The organism is Xenophilus arseniciresistens, assembly GCF_028023875.1.
Taxonomy (GTDB): domain Bacteria; phylum Pseudomonadota; class Gammaproteobacteria; order Burkholderiales; family Burkholderiaceae_C; genus Xenophilus; species Xenophilus arseniciresistens.
In genome coordinates, this window is record NZ_JAQIPB010000001.1 from 547,226 (window position 1) to 564,730 (window position 17,505).

Annotated in this window: 16 protein-coding genes, 1 pseudogene and 1 riboswitch; of the genes and pseudogenes, 15 read left to right on the forward strand and 2 right to left on the reverse strand. The window is 67.6% G+C overall.

Annotation, left to right across the window (positions count from 1 at the left end; translation table 11 throughout):
* Positions 1-90 precede the first annotated feature (90 nt).
* From PGB34_RS02320 to PGB34_RS02340, 5 genes are all read left to right on the forward strand, one after another.
* Complete coding sequence (locus tag PGB34_RS02320; protein WP_271426451.1) at positions 91-702, forward strand: tetratricopeptide repeat protein; 612 nt, start codon at positions 91-93, stop codon at positions 700-702.
* 79 nt (positions 703-781) lie between these two features.
* On the forward strand, positions 782-1,360 hold the full coding sequence (locus PGB34_RS02325; RefSeq protein WP_408647826.1) for a peptidylprolyl isomerase: 579 nt from the start codon (positions 782-784) through the stop codon (positions 1,358-1,360).
* A gap of 65 nt (positions 1,361-1,425) precedes the next feature.
* Positions 1,426-1,938 carry a peptidylprolyl isomerase gene (locus PGB34_RS02330; protein WP_271426452.1) on the forward strand — a complete coding sequence of 171 codons (513 nt, stop codon included), beginning with the start codon at positions 1,426-1,428 and terminating at the stop codon, positions 1,936-1,938.
* A gap of 27 nt (positions 1,939-1,965) precedes the next feature.
* Entirely contained in the window at positions 1,966-2,781 is an 816-nt protein-coding gene (locus PGB34_RS02335) for a UDP-2,3-diacylglucosamine diphosphatase (RefSeq protein WP_271426453.1), read from the forward strand.
* Positions 2,782-2,786: 5 nt separating this feature from the next.
* A complete protein-coding gene (locus PGB34_RS02340; protein ID WP_271426454.1) occupies positions 2,787-3,581 on the forward strand; it encodes a M90 family metallopeptidase in 795 nt (264 codons plus the stop codon).
* A gap of 109 nt (positions 3,582-3,690) precedes the next feature.
* Here the strand turns inward: PGB34_RS02340 and PGB34_RS02345 are convergent, their stop codons facing one another.
* Together PGB34_RS02345 and PGB34_RS02350 are read right to left on the reverse strand one after the other, a co-directional pair.
* Positions 3,691-6,360 (reverse strand): DUF349 domain-containing protein, encoded by a 2,670-nt coding sequence (locus PGB34_RS02345; RefSeq protein WP_271426455.1) that lies wholly within the window; start codon positions 6,358-6,360, stop codon positions 3,691-3,693.
* Between the two features lie 149 nt (positions 6,361-6,509).
* A complete protein-coding gene (locus tag PGB34_RS02350) occupies positions 6,510-10,307 on the reverse strand; it encodes a DUF748 domain-containing protein (protein WP_271426456.1) in 3,798 nt (1,265 codons plus the stop codon).
* 63 nt (positions 10,308-10,370) lie between these two features.
* On the opposite strand from PGB34_RS02350, the gene PGB34_RS02355 reads away from it, so the two are divergent.
* The 10 genes and pseudogenes from PGB34_RS02355 to PGB34_RS02400 all read left to right on the forward strand — a co-directional run bounded on the left by PGB34_RS02355 (position 10,371) and on the right by PGB34_RS02400 (position 17,470).
* Positions 10,371-10,721, forward strand: coding sequence for a hypothetical protein (locus PGB34_RS02355; RefSeq protein WP_271426457.1), 351 nt, complete (start codon positions 10,371-10,373; stop codon positions 10,719-10,721).
* A 208-nt stretch (positions 10,722-10,929) separates the two neighbouring features.
* Entirely contained in the window at positions 10,930-11,757 is an 828-nt protein-coding gene (locus PGB34_RS02360; protein ID WP_271426458.1) for a lytic transglycosylase domain-containing protein, read from the forward strand.
* Positions 11,758-11,802: 45 nt separating this feature from the next.
* Positions 11,803-11,953: riboswitch (ZMP/ZTP riboswitch) on the forward strand.
* Between the two features lie 43 nt (positions 11,954-11,996).
* Positions 11,997-13,241 carry a serine hydroxymethyltransferase gene (gene glyA / locus PGB34_RS02365; protein WP_271426459.1) on the forward strand — a complete coding sequence of 415 codons (1,245 nt, stop codon included), beginning with the start codon at positions 11,997-11,999 and terminating at the stop codon, positions 13,239-13,241.
* Between the two features lie 35 nt (positions 13,242-13,276).
* Positions 13,277-13,720 (forward strand): transcriptional regulator NrdR, encoded by a 444-nt coding sequence (nrdR, locus tag PGB34_RS02370; RefSeq protein WP_271426460.1) that lies wholly within the window; start codon positions 13,277-13,279, stop codon positions 13,718-13,720.
* Positions 13,721-13,876: 156 nt separating this feature from the next.
* Positions 13,877-14,008, forward strand: a pseudogene (locus tag PGB34_RS02375) (type IV pilin protein); the annotation flags it as partial.
* A gap of 98 nt (positions 14,009-14,106) precedes the next feature.
* Positions 14,107-14,703, forward strand: coding sequence for a GspH/FimT family pseudopilin (locus tag PGB34_RS02380; RefSeq protein WP_271426461.1), 597 nt, complete (start codon positions 14,107-14,109; stop codon positions 14,701-14,703).
* Between the two features lie 43 nt (positions 14,704-14,746).
* Positions 14,747-15,340, forward strand: coding sequence for a type IV pilus modification protein PilV (gene pilV, locus PGB34_RS02385; RefSeq protein ID WP_271426462.1), 594 nt, complete (start codon positions 14,747-14,749; stop codon positions 15,338-15,340).
* On the forward strand, positions 15,337-16,317 hold the full coding sequence (locus PGB34_RS02390; protein ID WP_271426463.1) for a PilW family protein: 981 nt from the start codon (positions 15,337-15,339) through the stop codon (positions 16,315-16,317). The genes pilV and PGB34_RS02390 overlap by 4 nt, the downstream gene beginning before the upstream one ends.
* Positions 16,314-16,958 carry a PilX N-terminal domain-containing pilus assembly protein gene (locus PGB34_RS02395; protein ID WP_271426464.1) on the forward strand — a complete coding sequence of 215 codons (645 nt, stop codon included), beginning with the start codon at positions 16,314-16,316 and terminating at the stop codon, positions 16,956-16,958. The genes PGB34_RS02390 and PGB34_RS02395 overlap by 4 nt, the downstream gene beginning before the upstream one ends.
* A gap of 11 nt (positions 16,959-16,969) precedes the next feature.
* The gene (locus tag PGB34_RS02400; protein WP_271426465.1) at positions 16,970-17,470 is read left to right on the forward strand and encodes a type IV pilin protein; all 501 of its coding nucleotides are present in this window, start codon (positions 16,970-16,972) and stop codon (positions 17,468-17,470) included.
* Positions 17,471-17,505 lie beyond the last annotated feature (35 nt).

Consider the following 17,505-nt stretch of genomic DNA (forward strand, 5'->3'; position numbering starts at 1 on the left):
CCCTCGTCTACAATTTCGCGAGTATAAACGGCCGTCTCGAGGCGCCTTCACCTGCCCCGCTGGTGCCCTCGCGCCCCTTCCCAAGGCTTCATGCAGCACGCCGCCCTCCCCCGCTCCTTCATCGCCTTGTTGCCACGCCTGATGCGCGCCTGCGCCCTGAGCGCCTGCGTGTTCGCGCTCGCCGGCCCGGCCCTGGCCGACAGCTACAGCGAAGTCAAACAGCTCGCGCAGACAGGCCAGGCCACCCAGGCCCTGGCCAAGGCCGACGCCTACCTTCAGCAGAACCCGCGCGACCCGCAGATGCGCTTCATCCGCGGCGTGATCCTGAGCGACCAGGGCAAGACCGCCGAGGCCACCGAGGCCTTCACGCAGCTCACGCGCGAGTACCCGGAACTGCCCGAGCCCTACAACAACCTGGCGGCCATCTACGCGGCCCAGTCCCAGTACGACAAGGCCCGCGAAGCGCTGGAAACCGCGCTGCGCCTGAACCCCAACTACGTGACCGCGCATGAGAACCTGGGCGACATCTACGCCCGGCTGGCCGCGCAGCAATACGCCAAGGCCACGAACTACGCTTCGGCCGGCCCCGCCGTGCAGGCCAAGCTCACGCATGTGCGCCAGCTCTTCGAAGCCATGAACAGCCAGGGCGCGCCTGCCAAGCGCGCGCCCAACGCCGTGGAACCGGCCGCGCCCAAACGTTGAGCGCAGCTCGTGCAGCCCCGCGCCTGCGCCGTCGCTGCCTTCGCCCCTTCCCCACACCCGCACGAGGCCTCTCTTGAACATCACAAGTCTGTCCCGCCGCGCCTGCCTGGGCGCCGCACTGCTTCTGAGCCTGAGCCAGGCGCCCGCATGGGCGCAGCAGGGCGCGCCGCGCGTGAAGCTGGCCACCTCGGCCGGCGACATCGTGCTCGAACTCGCGCCCGCACAGGCCCCCAAGACGGTGGCCAACTTCCTGCAGTACGTGCAGGACAAGCATTACGACGGCACCGTGTTCCACCGCGTGATCGACGGCTTCATGATCCAGGGCGGCGGCTTCACGCCAACGCTGCAGCAGAAGCCCACGCGCGCGCCCATTGCGCTGGAGGCCAGCAACGGCCTGCGCAACGACCGCGGCACCATCGCCATGGCGCGCACCAACGTGCCCGATTCGGCCACCGCCCAGTTCTTCATCAACGTGAAGAACAACGACATGCTCAACGCCTCGCGCCCCAGCGGCGACGGCTATGCCGTCTTTGGCAAGGTGGTCAGCGGCATGGAGGTGGTGGACAAGATCCGCGCAGTGCCCACGGGCGTGCGCAACGGCATGGGCGACGTGCCGCTGGAGCCGGTGCTGATCCGCAGCGCCACCGTCGTCAAATAAGCATCCGACAGCGGCCTTTGCCGAGGCCGCTTCATTTCGCCGCACTTTCTAGGAGTCACACACTCATGGCCAACCCCCAAGTCGAACTGAGCATCAAGGACCATGGCAATCTGGTCATCGAACTCGATGCCGAAAAAGCACCCAAGTCCGTTGAGAACTTTCTGGCCTACGTGAAGAAGGGCCACTACGACGGCACCATCTTCCACCGCATCATCGACGGCTTCATGATCCAGGGCGGCGGCTTCGAGCCCGGCATGAAGCAGCGCCCCACCGGCGCCGAGATCACCAACGAGGCCAACAACGGCCTGAAGAACGACATCTACACGCTGGCCATGGCGCGCACCAACGCGCCCCATTCGGCCACCGCGCAGTTCTTCATCAACGTCGCCAAGAACGACTTCCTGAACCACACCTCGCCCACCCCCCAGGGCTGGGGCTATGCCGTGTTCGGCAAGGTCACGGGCGGCACCGAGATCGTGGACAAGCTGCGCAAGGTCAAGACCGGCCGCAAGGGCTTCCATGACGACGTGCCCGTCGAAGACGTGGTGATCGAAAAGGCCACCGTCCTGTCGGAATGAAGCCCGCAGGCGGGACGCAAGAAGCGCATGGCTGAACCCCTGACGCAGCCCGTCCTGCCTTCTTTTGCCCAGCTGCAGGCCGACGCAGGCTGGCGCAGCATCGAGTTCATCTCGGACCTGCACCTCGAAGCAGGCGAGCCTGCCACCTTCGAGTGCTGGCGCCAGTACCTGGCCAGCAGTAGCGCCGATGCGATCTTCATCCTCGGCGATCTGTTCGAGGTCTGGGTGGGCGATGACGCAGCCGCGCAAGCCGGCTTCGAAGCCGATTGCGCGCGATGGCTGCGCGAGGCCGGCCAGGGGCACCAGCCACCGCGCCCCCTGTTCTTCGTGCACGGCAACCGCGACTTCCTGATCGGCCCCGCCTTCGCCGCGCAGGCCGGCCTGACCCTGCTGGACGACCCGACGGTGCTGCACTGGCAAGGCCAGCGCTGGCTGCTGAGCCACGGCGATCTGCTGTGCCTGGAAGACCGCGACTACCTGGCGTTTCGCGCCCAGGTGCGCACGCCCGCGTGGCAACAGGCCTTTCTGAGCCGCCCGCTGCAAGAGCGTCGCACCATTGCGCGCGGCATCCGCAACCAGAGCGAAGCACACAAGGCCGATCCGAAGGCGGTGTGGGCCGACGTGGACGACGCCGCCGCACGGCAATGGCTGCAAGCCGCGGGCGCGCGCACGCTGATCCATGGCCACACCCATCGTCCCGCGGACCATGCGCTCGGGCAGGGCTTGCAGCGCCGGGTGCTCAGCGACTGGCATGCCGACGCCTCGCCGCCGCGTGCGCAGGTGCTGCGCCTGACGGCCCAGGGCGGCGTGCAGCGCATCGACCTGCTGCCAGCGGCGCCCTGAGGCCCATGCTGCGCTGGCTGCGCGGCCTGCGAGCCGCTCCCGAGATCCCCGACGCCGCCTGGCAGGCCACCTTGCAGGCCTACCCATTCCTGCATCAGCGCCCCGCTGAAGACCTGCAGCGCCTGCGCCTGCTCACGGCGCGCTTCCTCCAAGACAAGGAGTTCCACGGCGCGCTGGGCTTCGAGATCACCGACGAGGTCGCGCTGGCCATTGCGGCGCAGGCGGTGCTGCCGGTGCTGCACCTGCCCGGCGACCTGGCCTGGTATGACGACTTCGTGGGCATCGTGGTGGTGCCCGAAGAGGTGAGCACGCCGCGCGTGGCCGTGGACGACGCCGGCGTGGTGCATGAGTACGACGAATCCATCATCGGCGAAGCGCGCGAGCACGGCCCCGTGATGCTGAGCTGGCCCCATGTGCAAGAGGGCGGGCTGGGCGCCGACGGGGCCATCCTCAACGTGGTGATCCACGAGTTCGCGCACAAGATCGACATGCGCGACGGCAGCGTGGACGGCTGCCCGCCGCTGCCGGCCGGCTTCGCGGGCCTGGGCAGCGTGGCGCAGGCCCGCGCCCATTGGCAGCGCACGCTGGAGCCGGCGTACGACAGCTTCCGCGAACAGGCCATCGTGGCCGAACGCTTCGGCGGCGAGCCGCCCTGGCTCGATGGTTACGCGGCCTCGTCGCTGGCCGAGTTCTTCGCCGTGGCCTGCGAGGCCTACTTCGTGGCGCCCGAACGTTTTGCGCGCGAGTTCGGCTCGCTCGCGCCGCTGTTCGACGCCTTCTTCAAACCCGGTCTGCGCTGAAGGCGCAGGGTTCTGCGCCCGGCCAAAAAGAAAGGGCGGCACGGGCCGCCCTTCTTCATGATGGGTCGCCTGCCGCCCGCCACCGAAGCAGCAGGCGATGGCGCCCGTATCAGCCCTTGCGCAGCAGCGCGCGCAGTGCGCTTTGCAGGCGCCGCGCATGGCCCGCGTCGTGCGCGCTGGCCAGCACACGGCCGGCATCCTGGGCCCAGGTGTCGGCCGGTCCGGGCTCGTTGCGGCGCGTGAGCAGTTGCAGCTGCAGCGCACGGCGCGCATCGATCTGGTCGGCCGGCGTGGGCACGTCGGCCGCCATTTCCAGGCGCAGCAGCGCTTCGCCGGCATCGCCCGCGGGTGCCGAACCCAGGGCCTGTGCCCACTGGTTGCGCACCGAGGCGGTCACGCCGCGGCCCAGTTCGGCGGCGGGCGGCAGGGCCGCCGCGTCGCGCTGCTCCCAGGCGCCCACGAGTTGGCCCAGCACTTCGCCCTGCGCCTGCGCCGCAAGCTTGCGCAGCGCCAGTTGCGCATGGTCCATGGCCTCGCGCTGCGCGCGGAAGGCGGCATCGCCCAGGCGCGGGCCGCGCTCTTCGCGCGGCGGCCGGTCACCGAAACGCGCGCCGCGGTCAGCGCCGCCACGCCGGTCATCGCCACGGCGTTCGCCGCCACGGCCAGCAGGTGCGCCGCGGCCATCACGGCGGTCACCGGCGCGGCCCGCGGGTGCGGGCGTGGCGCGCTGGGCGCCGGGCCGGTCGTCGCCGCGCACGGCCACCACAGGGCGCGGTGCGGGCTTGGGCGCAGCGGCCGGTGTTGCGGCGGCTTCTCCGCCTTCTGCAGCTTCCCCACCTTCGCCAGCCGGCGCGGCTGCATCGGCTGGCGCACCGCCTTCGGCTGCGGCAGCAGGCGCTGCATCAGCGGCGGCGGGCGCGGCCTGTGCGGCCACGCGCTGGCCCCGCAAGGCGGCTTCCAGTTGCGCCACGGCCGCACGAATCTGTTGTGCATCGCCGCTCGCGTTGGCCGCTTCCAGCGCCTTGGAGACCTCGAGCACGGCACGGTCGTGTTCGCTCACCGCAGCGGCCGCGCGCTCGCGGTCGGCCGTCTTGCGCTGGAAGGCATCGTCGATGGGCTTGCGGAAGGCGTCCCACAGCTTCTGCTCCTGGCGGCGCTCCAGCGGCACGGCCTGGGCCTCGGCCTGCCAGCGCTGCTGCAGGGCCTTGACGGCGTCGATGCGGAGCATGGGCGCGGCGCCCAGTTCCGCGGCCTCGGCAATCATCTGCTGGCGGCGTTCAATGCTGGCCTTCTGCGCACCTTCCAGAGGCGCACGCGCAGCGCCCAGCGCGGCGTTCCACAGCGGCTGCAGTTCGGCAAAGGTCTTCTCGCTCACATGGCCGGCATCGCGCCAGCGGTCGGAGAACTGGTGCAGCGCGCGGTTGCGGCCCTTGAGGTCGTCGGCAGGCTGGGCGGCCGTCCAGGCCTTGAGCTCTTCGATCAGTGCCAGGCGCTGGGCCTTGTGCTCGGCCGCATCGGCGCGCACCTTGTCCAGCCAGGCCTCGACCACCTTGTGCGCCTGGTTGCAGGCTTCGTCGAAGCGCTTCCACAGCGCGTGGTTGGGCGCACCGCCCTGGTCCACCTGCTTCCACTGCTCGCGCAGGGCGCGCAGTTGCTCCTGCATCTTGCGTCCGCCCAGGGCCTGGCCGTCAGGGCGCTTGAGCAGGCCTTCGGCCTTGGCCACCAGCTCTTCGCGCACCTTGTCGGCGCCCCAGCGCTGCCAGCCCTCGAGTTCGCCGGCGGCCACCAGCGCCGCATGCACGCGGGCCTCCAGCGCGCCGCCCACCAGGCGGCCGTGCTCCTTGAGCACGGCGCGCAGCGCGGCGGCCGCGCCCTGGCTGGCCTTGCCATGGCCTTCGGCCGTTTCCTGCTCCAGCTTGGCCAGTGCGGCTTCGACGGCCGCTTCGGCTGCGGCACGCACGGCCGGGTCGACCTTCGGCGCGGCCTGCCTGGGCGCAGGCGCGGCGGCGGCTTCCAGTGGAATGCCGCGCGCCACGCGGATCTCGTCGGCCCACACGGGCACGGGCGGCAGCGGTGCCTGGGCATCGGCGGCCGCAGCCACGGTCAGCGCCAGTGCGCTGTGGAAGGCTTCAGACACCACGCCCAGTTGCGTCTTCGATGCGTCCAGCTGCGGCGCGAAACGCGCATCCAGGCTGCTCCAGTTCGGCGACTGGACGATCTCGTCGGCCTGGCCCAGCCAGTGCTGCACGTCGCCGCGCAGGCTTTCTTCGGCAGCCTGTGCGTCCTGCCAGGGCTTGGTGGAGAGAACCTCAAAGCGCTGGGCCAGCAGCACCGCGGCTTCGCGGTGCACCTGGGCACGGTGCTGCAGGTCCTCGATGCTCTTGATGCGCTCGGCCAGCTGGCCCTTGAAGCCGGCCAGGGGCTCACGCGACAGCGGCGCGCCGGCCTTGGCGGCATCGCGCTGCCAGGCCATCGCATCGGCGATGTTCAGCCGCGGCTGCGCCAGCAGCGCCTCGGCGCGCTGCGCCCATTCGGCGGCAATGGCCTCCTGGCCCTTGGCGCGCTTGATCTCGTCCAGGCGCTCTCGCAACGCCCGCGCGGCGCCCTTGTCGCGGCCGCTGAGCTCCTTGAACACGGCCTGCATCAGTTCCATCGACGGGTCGCTGGCCAGCCAGTCGCGCACGCGCTGCGCGCGCTCGCCCGAGGTCGGTGCCGTGAAGACCCCTCCCGTGAGCTGGTCGAGGGACGGAATGTCGTGGGGAATGGCAGCTTGTGTCACAACGCGCGAAAAGACTGGATGGGATTGGCGCCCGTCTCCGCGCAACGGCGGTCATCGACGAGCAGACGCCCCGCCCGGCGGGCGGCGCAAAAGGGCTATTGTCACCGAGCTTGCGCACGATGCGCGCGAACCCTTGCGTGATCGCGCGATCAGCTGGCGTCGAGTTGCAGTTGCGCACCCGGCTGCCAGTCGGCGCCACTGCCATCGGTGCGCACGTTGCCCAGGAACAGGCGCTGCGAAGGCAGCCCCTGCTCGAGCAGGTAGTCGCGCACCGAGGCGCCCCGGCCCACGGCCAGTTCGCGGATGGCCTGCGCATCGACCGGGATGCTGGCCAGCAGCAGCGCTTCCATCTCCTTGAGCGGCAGATCGCGGGCCAGGCCGACCATGTTGCGCGGCTTGGTGATTTCGGCGCGCTTGTAGACGGCCTCCACCAGCGCGGGATATTCCGCATCGGTCACCGGCGCGATCTGGCGCGCGTCCTGGCCAGAGCGCACGGCCGCCCGCCGCTTTTCCGACAGCGCCATCTCGCGCAGGCGCTCGCGGCGAAAGGCTTCCTTTTCCTTGTCGAAGCTGGACACGCCCACCACCGTCATGCGCAGCTCGGGCCGCTCCTTGAGCGCCTTGACCACGCCGTCCAGGCTCTTCTTGGCCTGCTCGGTCAGCACGGCGCTGCCGGCGGCGAAAGGCACGGTGCTGGAATCGCTGGAGCCACCGCCCAGGCCGCCCGTGAGCAGCCTGAACGGTGCCGTCACGGCCTTGGTGATGAGGTTGAGCACGGCCTTCCAGATCAGCGGGCCGATGCTGAACTGCGGATCGTTGAGCGAACCCGACAGCGGAAGGTCCACATCGATCACGCCATTGCGATCGGCCAGCAGGGCCACGGCCAGGCGCACGGGCAGGCTGTTGGGCGCGCCCTTGACCTCTTCGCCGAAGCGCAACTGGTTGAGCACCAGCTTGTTGGTGGCCGTGAGGCGGCCGTCCGGCGCCACCTTGTAGTTCACGTTCATGCTGAGCTTGCCGCGTTCGATGCCGTGGCCCGCGTAGCGCACCGAATAGGGCGACAGCGGCGGCAGGTCCAGCTCGTTCATGCGGGCCGTGATGTCCAGCTCCAGCGGCTTGGCCAGCGGGTTGATGCGACCCGAAATCTCCAGCGCCGCCGTCTGCTGGGCCTTGCCGCGCAGCTCCAGCTCGGCCATGACGGGCTTGCCTTCGCGCGGCTGCGACGAGAAGGCGCTGACCCGGCCCGTGAGCTCGCTCAGGTCGGCCGAGTAGTTGGGCTTGATGAACAGGTCCGTGAAATCGACGCGGCCATTGACCACGCTGATCGGACCGAAGTTGATGACGGGCGCCGGGCCGCCGCTGTCTGCGCTCGCCGCAGCCGGCGCCGCCGCCGTTGTGGCTGCAGCGGGCGGTGCGGGCTCGTCGCCGCCCACCTGCTCTTCGGCCGACACCGAGCGCGTGCTGCGCGCAGCCGGCCTGGGCGTTTCATTCGACGTGACCGTGGTACCACCGGCTTCACGCCGGCTGGCCGCGGCGGGCCGCTGCGCGGCCGCCGCCTCGCCTTCTTCCTGGCCCTTCTTGGTCAGGCTTTGAAGGTTCAGGCGGCCCGATTCCTCGAGAATGATCCGGGCGAAGAAATCGGTCAGCGTGGTTTCGTTCACGTCCAGCTTCAGCGGCTGCGCAGGTGCCATGTCCACCTTCAGCCCGCGCAGGCTCAGCACCTTCCAGCGCAGCAACTGCTCGTCGCGCGCATCCATCGATGCAGCCTGCGTGAGCGAGGCGCTGTTGGCGCGGAAGTCTTCGATGGCGGAATCGCCCGCCACCTTCAGCCTCAGCCCTTCGGGCGGCATCGCCAGCGCGAAGTTGCCGCGGAAGCTGGTGTACGCGCGCCGGATGTCCACATTGAGCGCATCGGCGTAGTAGGCCTTGAAGGCATGGGCCGGCATGGCCTGGGTCTGCAGGCGGCCTTCGGTGGACAGCGGCTTGAGCGTGAGCTTGCCCTTGTAGTCAAAGCGCCCCGGTTCCGCGCGCCGGCCGGAGGCCAGCCGGCCCGACAGGGCCAGCGACGTGACGGTGTTGCTGTCAGGCACGATGGGGCCGGCCTGGATCTTCAGTGCGCTGACCTCCACGTCCACCGGCTGGGCCTTGGCCTTGTCCACATAGGCCACGGTGCCGTCGTCCATGGACAGCGCATCGATGCGCAGCTTCCAGGGGGCCGCGGCCGGCTGCGCGGCTGGCGCGGCCGCGGTCTTGACCGCAGCGCCGCCTTGGGGCGCAACCAGCCAGCGCTCGTACATCCAGCGCTGCTCGCTGTCGCGCTCCACGCGCAGCTTGGGGCTGCGGGCAGACAGGCGGCCGATGCGCACGTCGCGCGTCTGCATGTCCACCGCCACATCGCCCAGTTCGAAGCGGCCCACGCTGGCCAGCGCGGTCTTGCCCTGGGTGAGCGCCAGCCCCTCGATGCTGGCCTGGCTGGCCAGCAGCTTGAGCGCCGGCGCGGCCCACTGGGCCTCGATCCGGGCGTCGAGCTTGCCGGCCAGCGCGGGCGCCAGCGTGTCGGCCAGGTAGGCACCCGCCACACTCAGCGGCAGGCCCGTGACCTGGGCACGCAGGGTGGCAGCCTTGTCGGTGCCCTCGCCTTCCAGCGTGAACGGGGCGCCGTCGATCTCGAAGCCGCCCTTGAGACGCGCCGGCTCCTTCATGGGCCATTTCACGCTCTGCACTTCCAGCTGCAGCGCCTTCATGTCCACGGTTGCACCCGCCTTCACAGCCGCGTCGCGCCAGCCGATCTGCCCGCCTTCGAGCACGAAGCGGTCCAGCTGTGCCTGCCAGGCGGCGGGGGCCGGGGCAGCAGCGGCGGGCGTCGATGCCGTTGGCGCCGTCGGTGGCGTGACCGGCACGGCCGGTGCAGCCTCGGCCGGGGCGCCCTGCGGCACCACATTGAGCCGGCCCTGGGCATCGCGTGCCACCACTGCGCGCGGCTGGCTCAGCGCCACCTCGGCCAGGTGCACGCGGCGCGCCAGCGGCTGCAGGTCGGCCAGCGCCACGCGCAGGGTTTCGAAGTCCAGCAGCTCCCGCCCCTGGGCGTCGCGCGCGGACACCTTGCTCGCCGTGATCTCGCCCTGAACACGCAGCACGGGAGGCTGCGCCTGCTCGAACTCGAGCTTGAGCCGGGCGCCCAGCACGCCCGAGCGCAGCTGCACCGGCAAGCTCTTGGGCAGGTAGCCCAGGTAGGGCGCCAGATCGAAGTCCGAGAAATCCAGCCGCGCCTCGGTCTTGCGACTGTCCACGAAAGGCGTGCTGAAGGCGCTCGAATCGAAGGGGCTGTCGTTGAGCACGAAGGCCAGATGCGGCGCCACCTTGACCTCGCGCTGCGACTTGAGGCTGCTGATGAAGGGCACGGCCAGGTTCAGGTCGCGCAGCACGTGCTCGCGGCCGACGGGCTGGTCATTGAAGTGGGCGGCGCCCCCGGTCACCGCGATGTTGTAGATCGCGAAGCCGGCGGGCTCGGTGGGTTCAGGCGGCGGCTCGGCGGGGCGCGTCCAGCGGCTCAGCAGGTCGTCGATGTCGTAGGCGCCGTCGTCCAGACGCGCCAATCGCAGCACGGGGGACTCGATGCGCAGCGCGTCGATCACCGGCGCCAGTCGCACCAGCGACTGCAGCTCGGCATCGGCATAAAGCCGCCCCACCGTGAGCAGCGGGGGCGCTTCGGGCGTCGGGCCCGCCACCTGCAAGCCCTCAAGCGCCAGTTCCAGCGACCAGGGCTTGAAATCGACGCGCTGCAGCGTGACAGCGCGCCCCAGCTGGGCGCTGGCGATCTTCTGGATCTGGCTCTTGGCGATGGGCGGCACCGCCAGCCACAGCAGCAGCCACAGCCCCAGCAAGGTCCCCAACGCGACGATTCCTCGTCGCACCCACTTGTGGCGGATCAGCGCAGCGACATTCATGACGTGGGCGAGTGTGCCCCAAGTGCATGGCATGCCTGTAAGAAAAACAAAAAGCCCGGTGACATGACGCACAGTCCTGTCACCGGGCTCGATGGCCGGCGCGAGGCCGCTGCCATCTTTTCGCCGGAGGAAGAGAAACGGTTCCCGCCGGACGGGTGGCAAGAGATTGCCACCAGGATTGCCGTTACCGAGGCACTCGTCGAAGCGTGGCTTTGGTTCAGGCTGCATGCCTGCGCGAAGCAGGCAAATGCAGATTACGCCGCCGCCACGCAGGAGGCAAATCCAAAAAAGCAATCACCCGCTGCAGCCTCGTTGAGAATTCTCAATAGGAGATTTTCGGAATATGGAATCAAACCCTTATTATTGACTGGATATATTGACGGTTTAGAATGCGCCCCGGCCTGCTCCTCCTGATGCCCGAGCAAGCCCCACTGACGACGTTGCCGGAGCCCTTGCTTCGGCGCAACCGGTGCCTCACAGCCCTCCCCTCTACAACGCATCCTGCGAGGGCTGGCCCGGTTCCTGCCAATCCACGCGCCTTCTGAGCCCGACCGGCCGCCGCCCACTCCCGAGGGAAGGGACGCCGTCCAGGCCGCGACAGCGCATCGAAAGGAACGTGCGAATGAAAGCAGCACTGGCCTCTGCAGGCCAAGGCCTTCGGACCTTCGCGGGTGATGTGATCGAAGGCTTTTTCGAGATCACCCATAACGGCTTTGCCCTGATCGGCCTGGCCATGGTTTTTGTTGTACTGGCCCTCCTGGCCCGCCCCGACCTGCAAGTGGCAGGCGAGCAGCGGCTGATGGCCTGGCTGGAAGCCCGCAAGCCGGCTCCCGAGGCCACGGACCTGTCGCCCACCGCGATCGACCGCACCACGGCCGCCAGCCCCAAGGATCTGCCGCGCCAGCAGGCTGCCGTGGCCTACTGGCTCAGCCGCAAGTACCGCGTCGCGGCCGAGCCGCTGAGCGTGCTGGTGGCCGAGGCCTACGAAATCGGCTCCCGCACCCAGCTGGACCCGACCCTCATCCTGGCCATCATGGCCGTGGAATCGAGCTTCAATCCCTTCGCGCAGAGCCACGTGGGCGCACAGGGCCTGATGCAGGTCATGACGCGCGTGCATGGCGACAAGTACGAAAGCGCAGGCGGCGTGCTGACGGCCTTCGACCCCATCACCAACATGCGCGTGGGCGTGAAGGTGCTGCAGGACTGCATCCGCCGCGCGGGTTCCGTTGAAGGCGGCCTGCGCCATTACGTGGGCGCCGCCAACCTGCCCAGCGATGGCGGCTATGCCGCCAAGGTGCTGGCCGAGCGCGACCGGCTGGCCAGCGTGGCACGCGGCCAGGCCGTGCCCGTGCTGCCCCCGCCTGCTGCCACCCCTGCGCCCATTCCCGTGATCGCGCCGGCGCCAGCCGCCACGCCACCCGACACGGTGGCCCTGCTGGCAGCTTCCTGATTTCGTCCCCGAGCCGGCGCACGCCAGTGCTGCTCGGCTAAACTCGGCCGCGTGCGCGACTGGCGATAGGCGCCGCCATCCATCACGACCTTGGATGCGCAGGCTGCTGACGTGGAAAGACCACTGGGAAGCGCACCGCCACCCACGCTTTTTTTGCATCGGGTCTGGCGATCAGCCGTTCGCCTGGGCAGTTCTTGTCGGGTTTGAACCGCAAGAACCCTTTTCCTCGAAGGACTGCCATGTACCAACGCAACATCCTGGTCGAACAGACCGACCCTGAACTCTGGGCCGCCATCCAGGCGGAAAACCAGCGCCAGGAACACCACATCGAGCTGATCGCCAGCGAGAACTACGCTTCGCCGGCCGTGATGGCTGCGCAAGGCTCGCAGCTCACCAACAAGTACGCCGAAGGCTACCCGGGCAAGCGCTACTACGGCGGCTGCGAGTTCGTCGACATCGCCGAGCAACTGGCCATCGACCGCGTCAAGCAACTCTTCGGCGCCGAAGCCGCCAACGTGCAGGCGCACTGCGGCGCATCGGCCAACGAAGCCGTGATGCTGGCTTTCCTCAAGCCCGGCGACACCATCATGGGCATGAGCCTGGCTGAAGGCGGCCACCTGACCCACGGCATGCCGCTGAACATGAGCGGCAAGTGGTTCAACGTGGTGAGCTACGGCCTGGACGCCAACGAAGTGCTGGACTACGACGCCATGGAGCGCAAGGCCCACGAGTCCAAGCCCAAGCTGATCATCGCGGGCGCTTCGGCCTATTCGCTGCGCATCGACTTCGAGCGCTTCGCCAAGGTCGCCAAGGACGTGGGCGCGATCTTCATGGTCGACATGGCCCACTACGCCGGCCTGATCGCCGCGGGCGTGTATCCCAATCCGGTGCCGCATGCCGACGTCGTGACCTCCACCACGCACAAGAGCCTGCGCGGCCCGCGCGGCGGCATCATCCTGATGAAGGCCCAGCACGAGAAGGCCATCAACAGCGCCATCTTCCCTGGCCTGCAAGGCGGCCCGCTGATGCACGTCATCGCGGCCAAGGCCGTGGCCTTCAAGGAAGCGCTGACGCCCGAGTTCAAGACCTACCAGCAACAGGTGGCAAAGAACGCGCAGATCGTGGCCCAGACGCTGACCGAGCGCGGCCTGCGCATCGTCAGCGGCGGCACCGAAAGCCACGTCATGCTGGTCGACCTTCGCGCCAAGGGCATCACCGGCAAGGAAGCCGAGGCCGTGCTGGGCAGCGCCCACATGACCATCAACAAGAACGCGATTCCCAACGATCCGGAAAAGCCGATGGTCACCAGCGGCGTACGCATCGGCACGCCCGCCATGACCACGCGCGGCTTCAAGGACGAGGAAGCGCGCGCCACGGCGCACCTGATCGCCGACGTGCTGGACAACCCGCGCGACGCGGCCAACATCGAGGCCGTGCGCGCCAAGGTGCATGCGCTGACCAGCCGCTTCCCGGTCTACCGCTGAATCCGTCGTTTGAGCGCGGCTGCTGAAATACAAGCATGAAGTGCCCGTTCTGCAGCCACGCCGAGACGCAGGTCGTGGACACCCGCATCTCGGAAGACGGCGACTTCGTCCGCCGCAGGCGCCAGTGCGGCGCCTGCGACAAGCGCTTCACTACCTATGAGCGCCCAGACCTGAGCTTTCCGGTCGTGGTCAAGAAGGACGGCAGCCGCGCCGACTTCGACATGCGCAAGATCCGCGCATCCATGATGCTGGCCTTGCGCAAGCGCCCCGTGGGCATCCAGCTCATCGAAGCCGCGCTGCTGCGCATCGAGCAGCAGTTGCTGGCCAGTGCCCAGCGCGAAATCGACAGCAGCAAGCTCGGCGAGCTGGTGATGCGCGAGCTGCGCAAGCTCGACAAGGTGGCCTATGTGCGTTTTGCCTCGGTCTATCGCAGCTTCGAGGACGTCGAAGAGTTCAGGCAGTTGCTGCAGGACATCTAGCGCAAGCGCCTAAAAAATTGTCGCCGGAGCTGGCGACATGGTCACCTGAAACGAGCAATCGTCAACGCTCGTTAATCCAAACCATCCATCCATCGGCGTTGACCGCTTGTCAGCGCCTGCTTCCCTTGCGCGGGGCTGGCTGCCTAGCATCCGCGCATGCAGCTCAAGAGCCATAGAAGGCCGCGCGCAGTCGGGAGGCAAAGAGGATTCACCATCATCGAGACACTCGTGGTGGTCGCGATCCTCGGTGTTCTTGCCGCACTCGCGGCGCCCTCACTTTTTCGACGCAAGCCGCCTGGCCCCGACGTGAGGGGCATGAACGCATCGGAAGCCCGGCTGCGACCAGCTGCAATGACTGCAACGCAACCTGGTCTGCTCCCATGTGCATGATGCGCCTTGATCCCAAAGACCCGCAGCGTCAGCGCGGCCTGACGGCCGTTGAACTGCTGGTCACGATCGCGATCCTTGCGATCCTGATCGGCATCGCGGCCCCTTCGATGTCGCGCTTCATCATTCAGTGGCGCGTCTCCAACGCCGTCAACGCACTGACTGGCTCACTGCGCATTGCCCGCACCGAAGCCATTGCCCGAGCGCGCCCGGTCGTCGTCTGCCGTGTGGCTTCCAAGACGTCCACAACCTGTCTGTCCACAGCAGGAACCACCGGTTTTGCCAGCGGCTGGATCGTGTTCGCCAACAACGACCGCGATGCCAGCTCCGACTATGACGCGACGTCTGACGAACTGCTGCTGCGCCAGGATGCGCCCGCCGGCATCGCGAACATCAGCCTCACGAATTCGGGCCGCTTTGCCTTCCTTCCCAACGGCCTGCTGAACTCCACCGCCACCGGCATCAACATCGATGGCATGGGATTCAGCAGCGCCAGCGCCACGCCATGGGCGCGCAAGGGCCTGTGCATCAGTAAACCCGGCCGCGTCCGCGCCGTGGCGGATGCGACCAACTGCGGCAGCGACACCCAAGGATGAGACCAGCAAGCCAAGCCCCTTCGGTGCACCCCGACCTCTTTTCATGAACCCGAAGACCCACAACACACAGCGAGGCGCCACCCTCATCGAGGTGCTGGTGGCCATCGTCATCCTGGCTGTTGCACTGTTCGGCATGGCAGGGCTAACTTCCTCAGCGGTCAAGTACAACCAGTTCTCTCGCATGCGGGCGACTGGCCTGAGCCTGGTGGCGGACTATGCCGAGCGTGCTCGCGCCAATCTGGCGGGCTTTGACGACTACGCATACGAAGTGGCATACACCGCGACCAGTCGCTCGGAAGACTTTACGGAGGCACTGGGGCCCTGCAACGTCAATACCACCAACCCCAGCAGTCCGGCCAACACCTGCGGCTCGGCCATCGCGAAATACGACCAGTCCCAATGGCGGACCAACGTCGCCAACCGGCTGCCGGGCGGAACGGCCTACATCACCACCGAAAAGGTCGACCCCCTCCCCGGCGTGAACGGCCTTCCGATCACCCGTGTGCTGAACATCTGGCTGATCTGGACGGCCATCGAAGAGAGTGCAGGTTTTTTTCAGGGGCAGCACTGCCCCGACGATGCCAAGATCGACGCAGGCACTTCCGTGAATTGCATGTACTTCCGGGTCACGCTATGAGAGGGGCACACCTTTTTTCGCCACGCCCGCGCCATTGCGTCGGTGGCTTCACCCTGCTCGAACTGCTGATCTCCGTGACGATTGGCCTGGTGATCCTGGCGTCCAGCCTGTCCTTGTACGTCGCGTCCAGTCGCGGCAGCCAGACGTCCCAACTCGAAACGCAGATGAACGAAGACGGGATTCTGGCGATCAACCTGATCCAGCAACAGCTCAAGCAGGCCGGCTATTCCCAGCAGATCATCCCGGCCGCCGGTGCCACTGTGATGGGGAATTTCGCGGGCCCTGCGGTGCGTGGATGCGATAAGGGCTTTGTCAATGCCGGTGCCGCCTTCGACAGCCTAACTTGCGCCACAGGCCGCGGCAGTTCGGCGATTGCGATTCGCTACGAGGCCACCACTGACAACACCTATGCCACGGCTGACACCCCTGCCCGGGCGACGAACTGCGTGGGCAACGGCATCGATGCCACAACCACGTCGCAAGCGGCTCCCGCGCCCACGCCTGCGCCCGGTAATTACGCCCTGGCCGACAACCGCTATTCGGTCACCGACGCGACCACTGCGCCCATGCTGTCATGCCGCGGGTCGGAGGGCGCTGCCATCGGTAGCTCCCAGCCGTTGCTGGCCAACGTCGAAAGCATGCGAATCCTCTATGGCGTAGCCAGCCGGCCGAGCGCCGAACTTGCAGCCAGCTACGACCCCATGCGTCATCAGATCGTGGGCTACCTGGACGCAAGCGAAGTCGACGCGTTGCTCAGCACCCGCACGCTGCCCACTGATACTGAAGACCGCTGGGGCCGCGTCCTGAGCGTGCGTGTGTGCCTGCTCATGCGCAGCGACCAGCCAGTGAACGACGCCCCCGAAGGCGGCATGACCTACAAGGACTGCAGCAACGTCGACCAGAAGGGCACCGATGGCTATCTGCGCAGAACCTTCACCACCACCGTTTTGTTGAGAAATCGCGTGGTCATCCCATGAGCAAAATCCCCCACGCCAAACCAGCCCCGCACCTGGTGTTGCATCGTGCGTTCGATCGTCGCACTGCCGCACGGCTTGGGCGGCACAGCCGGCGAGCACGCGGCGTCGTGCTGGTCATCACGCTGATCCTGATCGTGATCCTGTCGCTGCTGGGCACCTTCGCGATTCGCAATGCCACCCAGAGCGAACGCAGCATCAACGGGATCCGCTCGGCCGAAGTGGCCCGCGAAGCCGCAGAGACTGCCTTGCGTTTCTGCGAGCAGGTCGCGATCTCCGATAACGATGGCAAGGACTACACCGGGTTCGGCGCCACCGGCATGCGCGACAAGATCATCACGGCCCCCACCATTGCCTCGGAATCTGACTCTGCAGCCGCATGGCGTACCACGGCCAGTTGGACGGCCAATGGCATCACAGTCCCAAACGACTACTTCAAGAACAGTGCCAGCGGTACCGCGTCGCTGACCAATGCGCCTCTTTGCCTTATTCAAAAAATCAAAACCACCTCGAAGCCCGAATTGACCGGCTATCTGATCACGGCCCGGGGCTTTGCCAACAACGCCAAGTTCACAAGCAATGCCCAGCAGTCCACCCAGGGCGCTGAGTCGTGGATGCAGTCCGTGCTGACGCCCGCCAGTTGACCACCACGCACATGCCCATCACCGCCATGACACGTCAATCCTTCGGGCCGAACCGATCCGGTCGCGGCTTCACCCTTATCGAAGTCATGATCGTTGTCGCGATCATCGGCATCCTTGCAATGATCGCCATGCCGAGCTACCAGGAGCATGTGCGTCGGTCCAAGCGTGCCGAGGCCCAGGGCATCCTGATGGAAGCCGCGCAATACATGCAACGCTACTACTCGGCCAACGACCGCTATACCGCCGCCGCCGGCACCATAAAAGAGGAAACCGAGCAGACAGTCAAGGGCGACAACATGCTGCCCGAAGCTTTGCGCCAGTCGCCCAAGTCGGGCAGCGCCAACTACACCATCGCCGTCTTTGCCCGCGACACGCCGCCCAGCTACACCCTCAAGGCCACGCGTACGGGCGGCATGGAAAGCGACAAGTGCGGCACGCTCACCCTCAACAGCCTGGGCACCAAGGACATCGCCGACGGATCGGGCGTCACCGCGGCAGATTGCTGGAAGTAGCTAGCTGACCGGCTCGTCGCCAGGATCGCATCGCT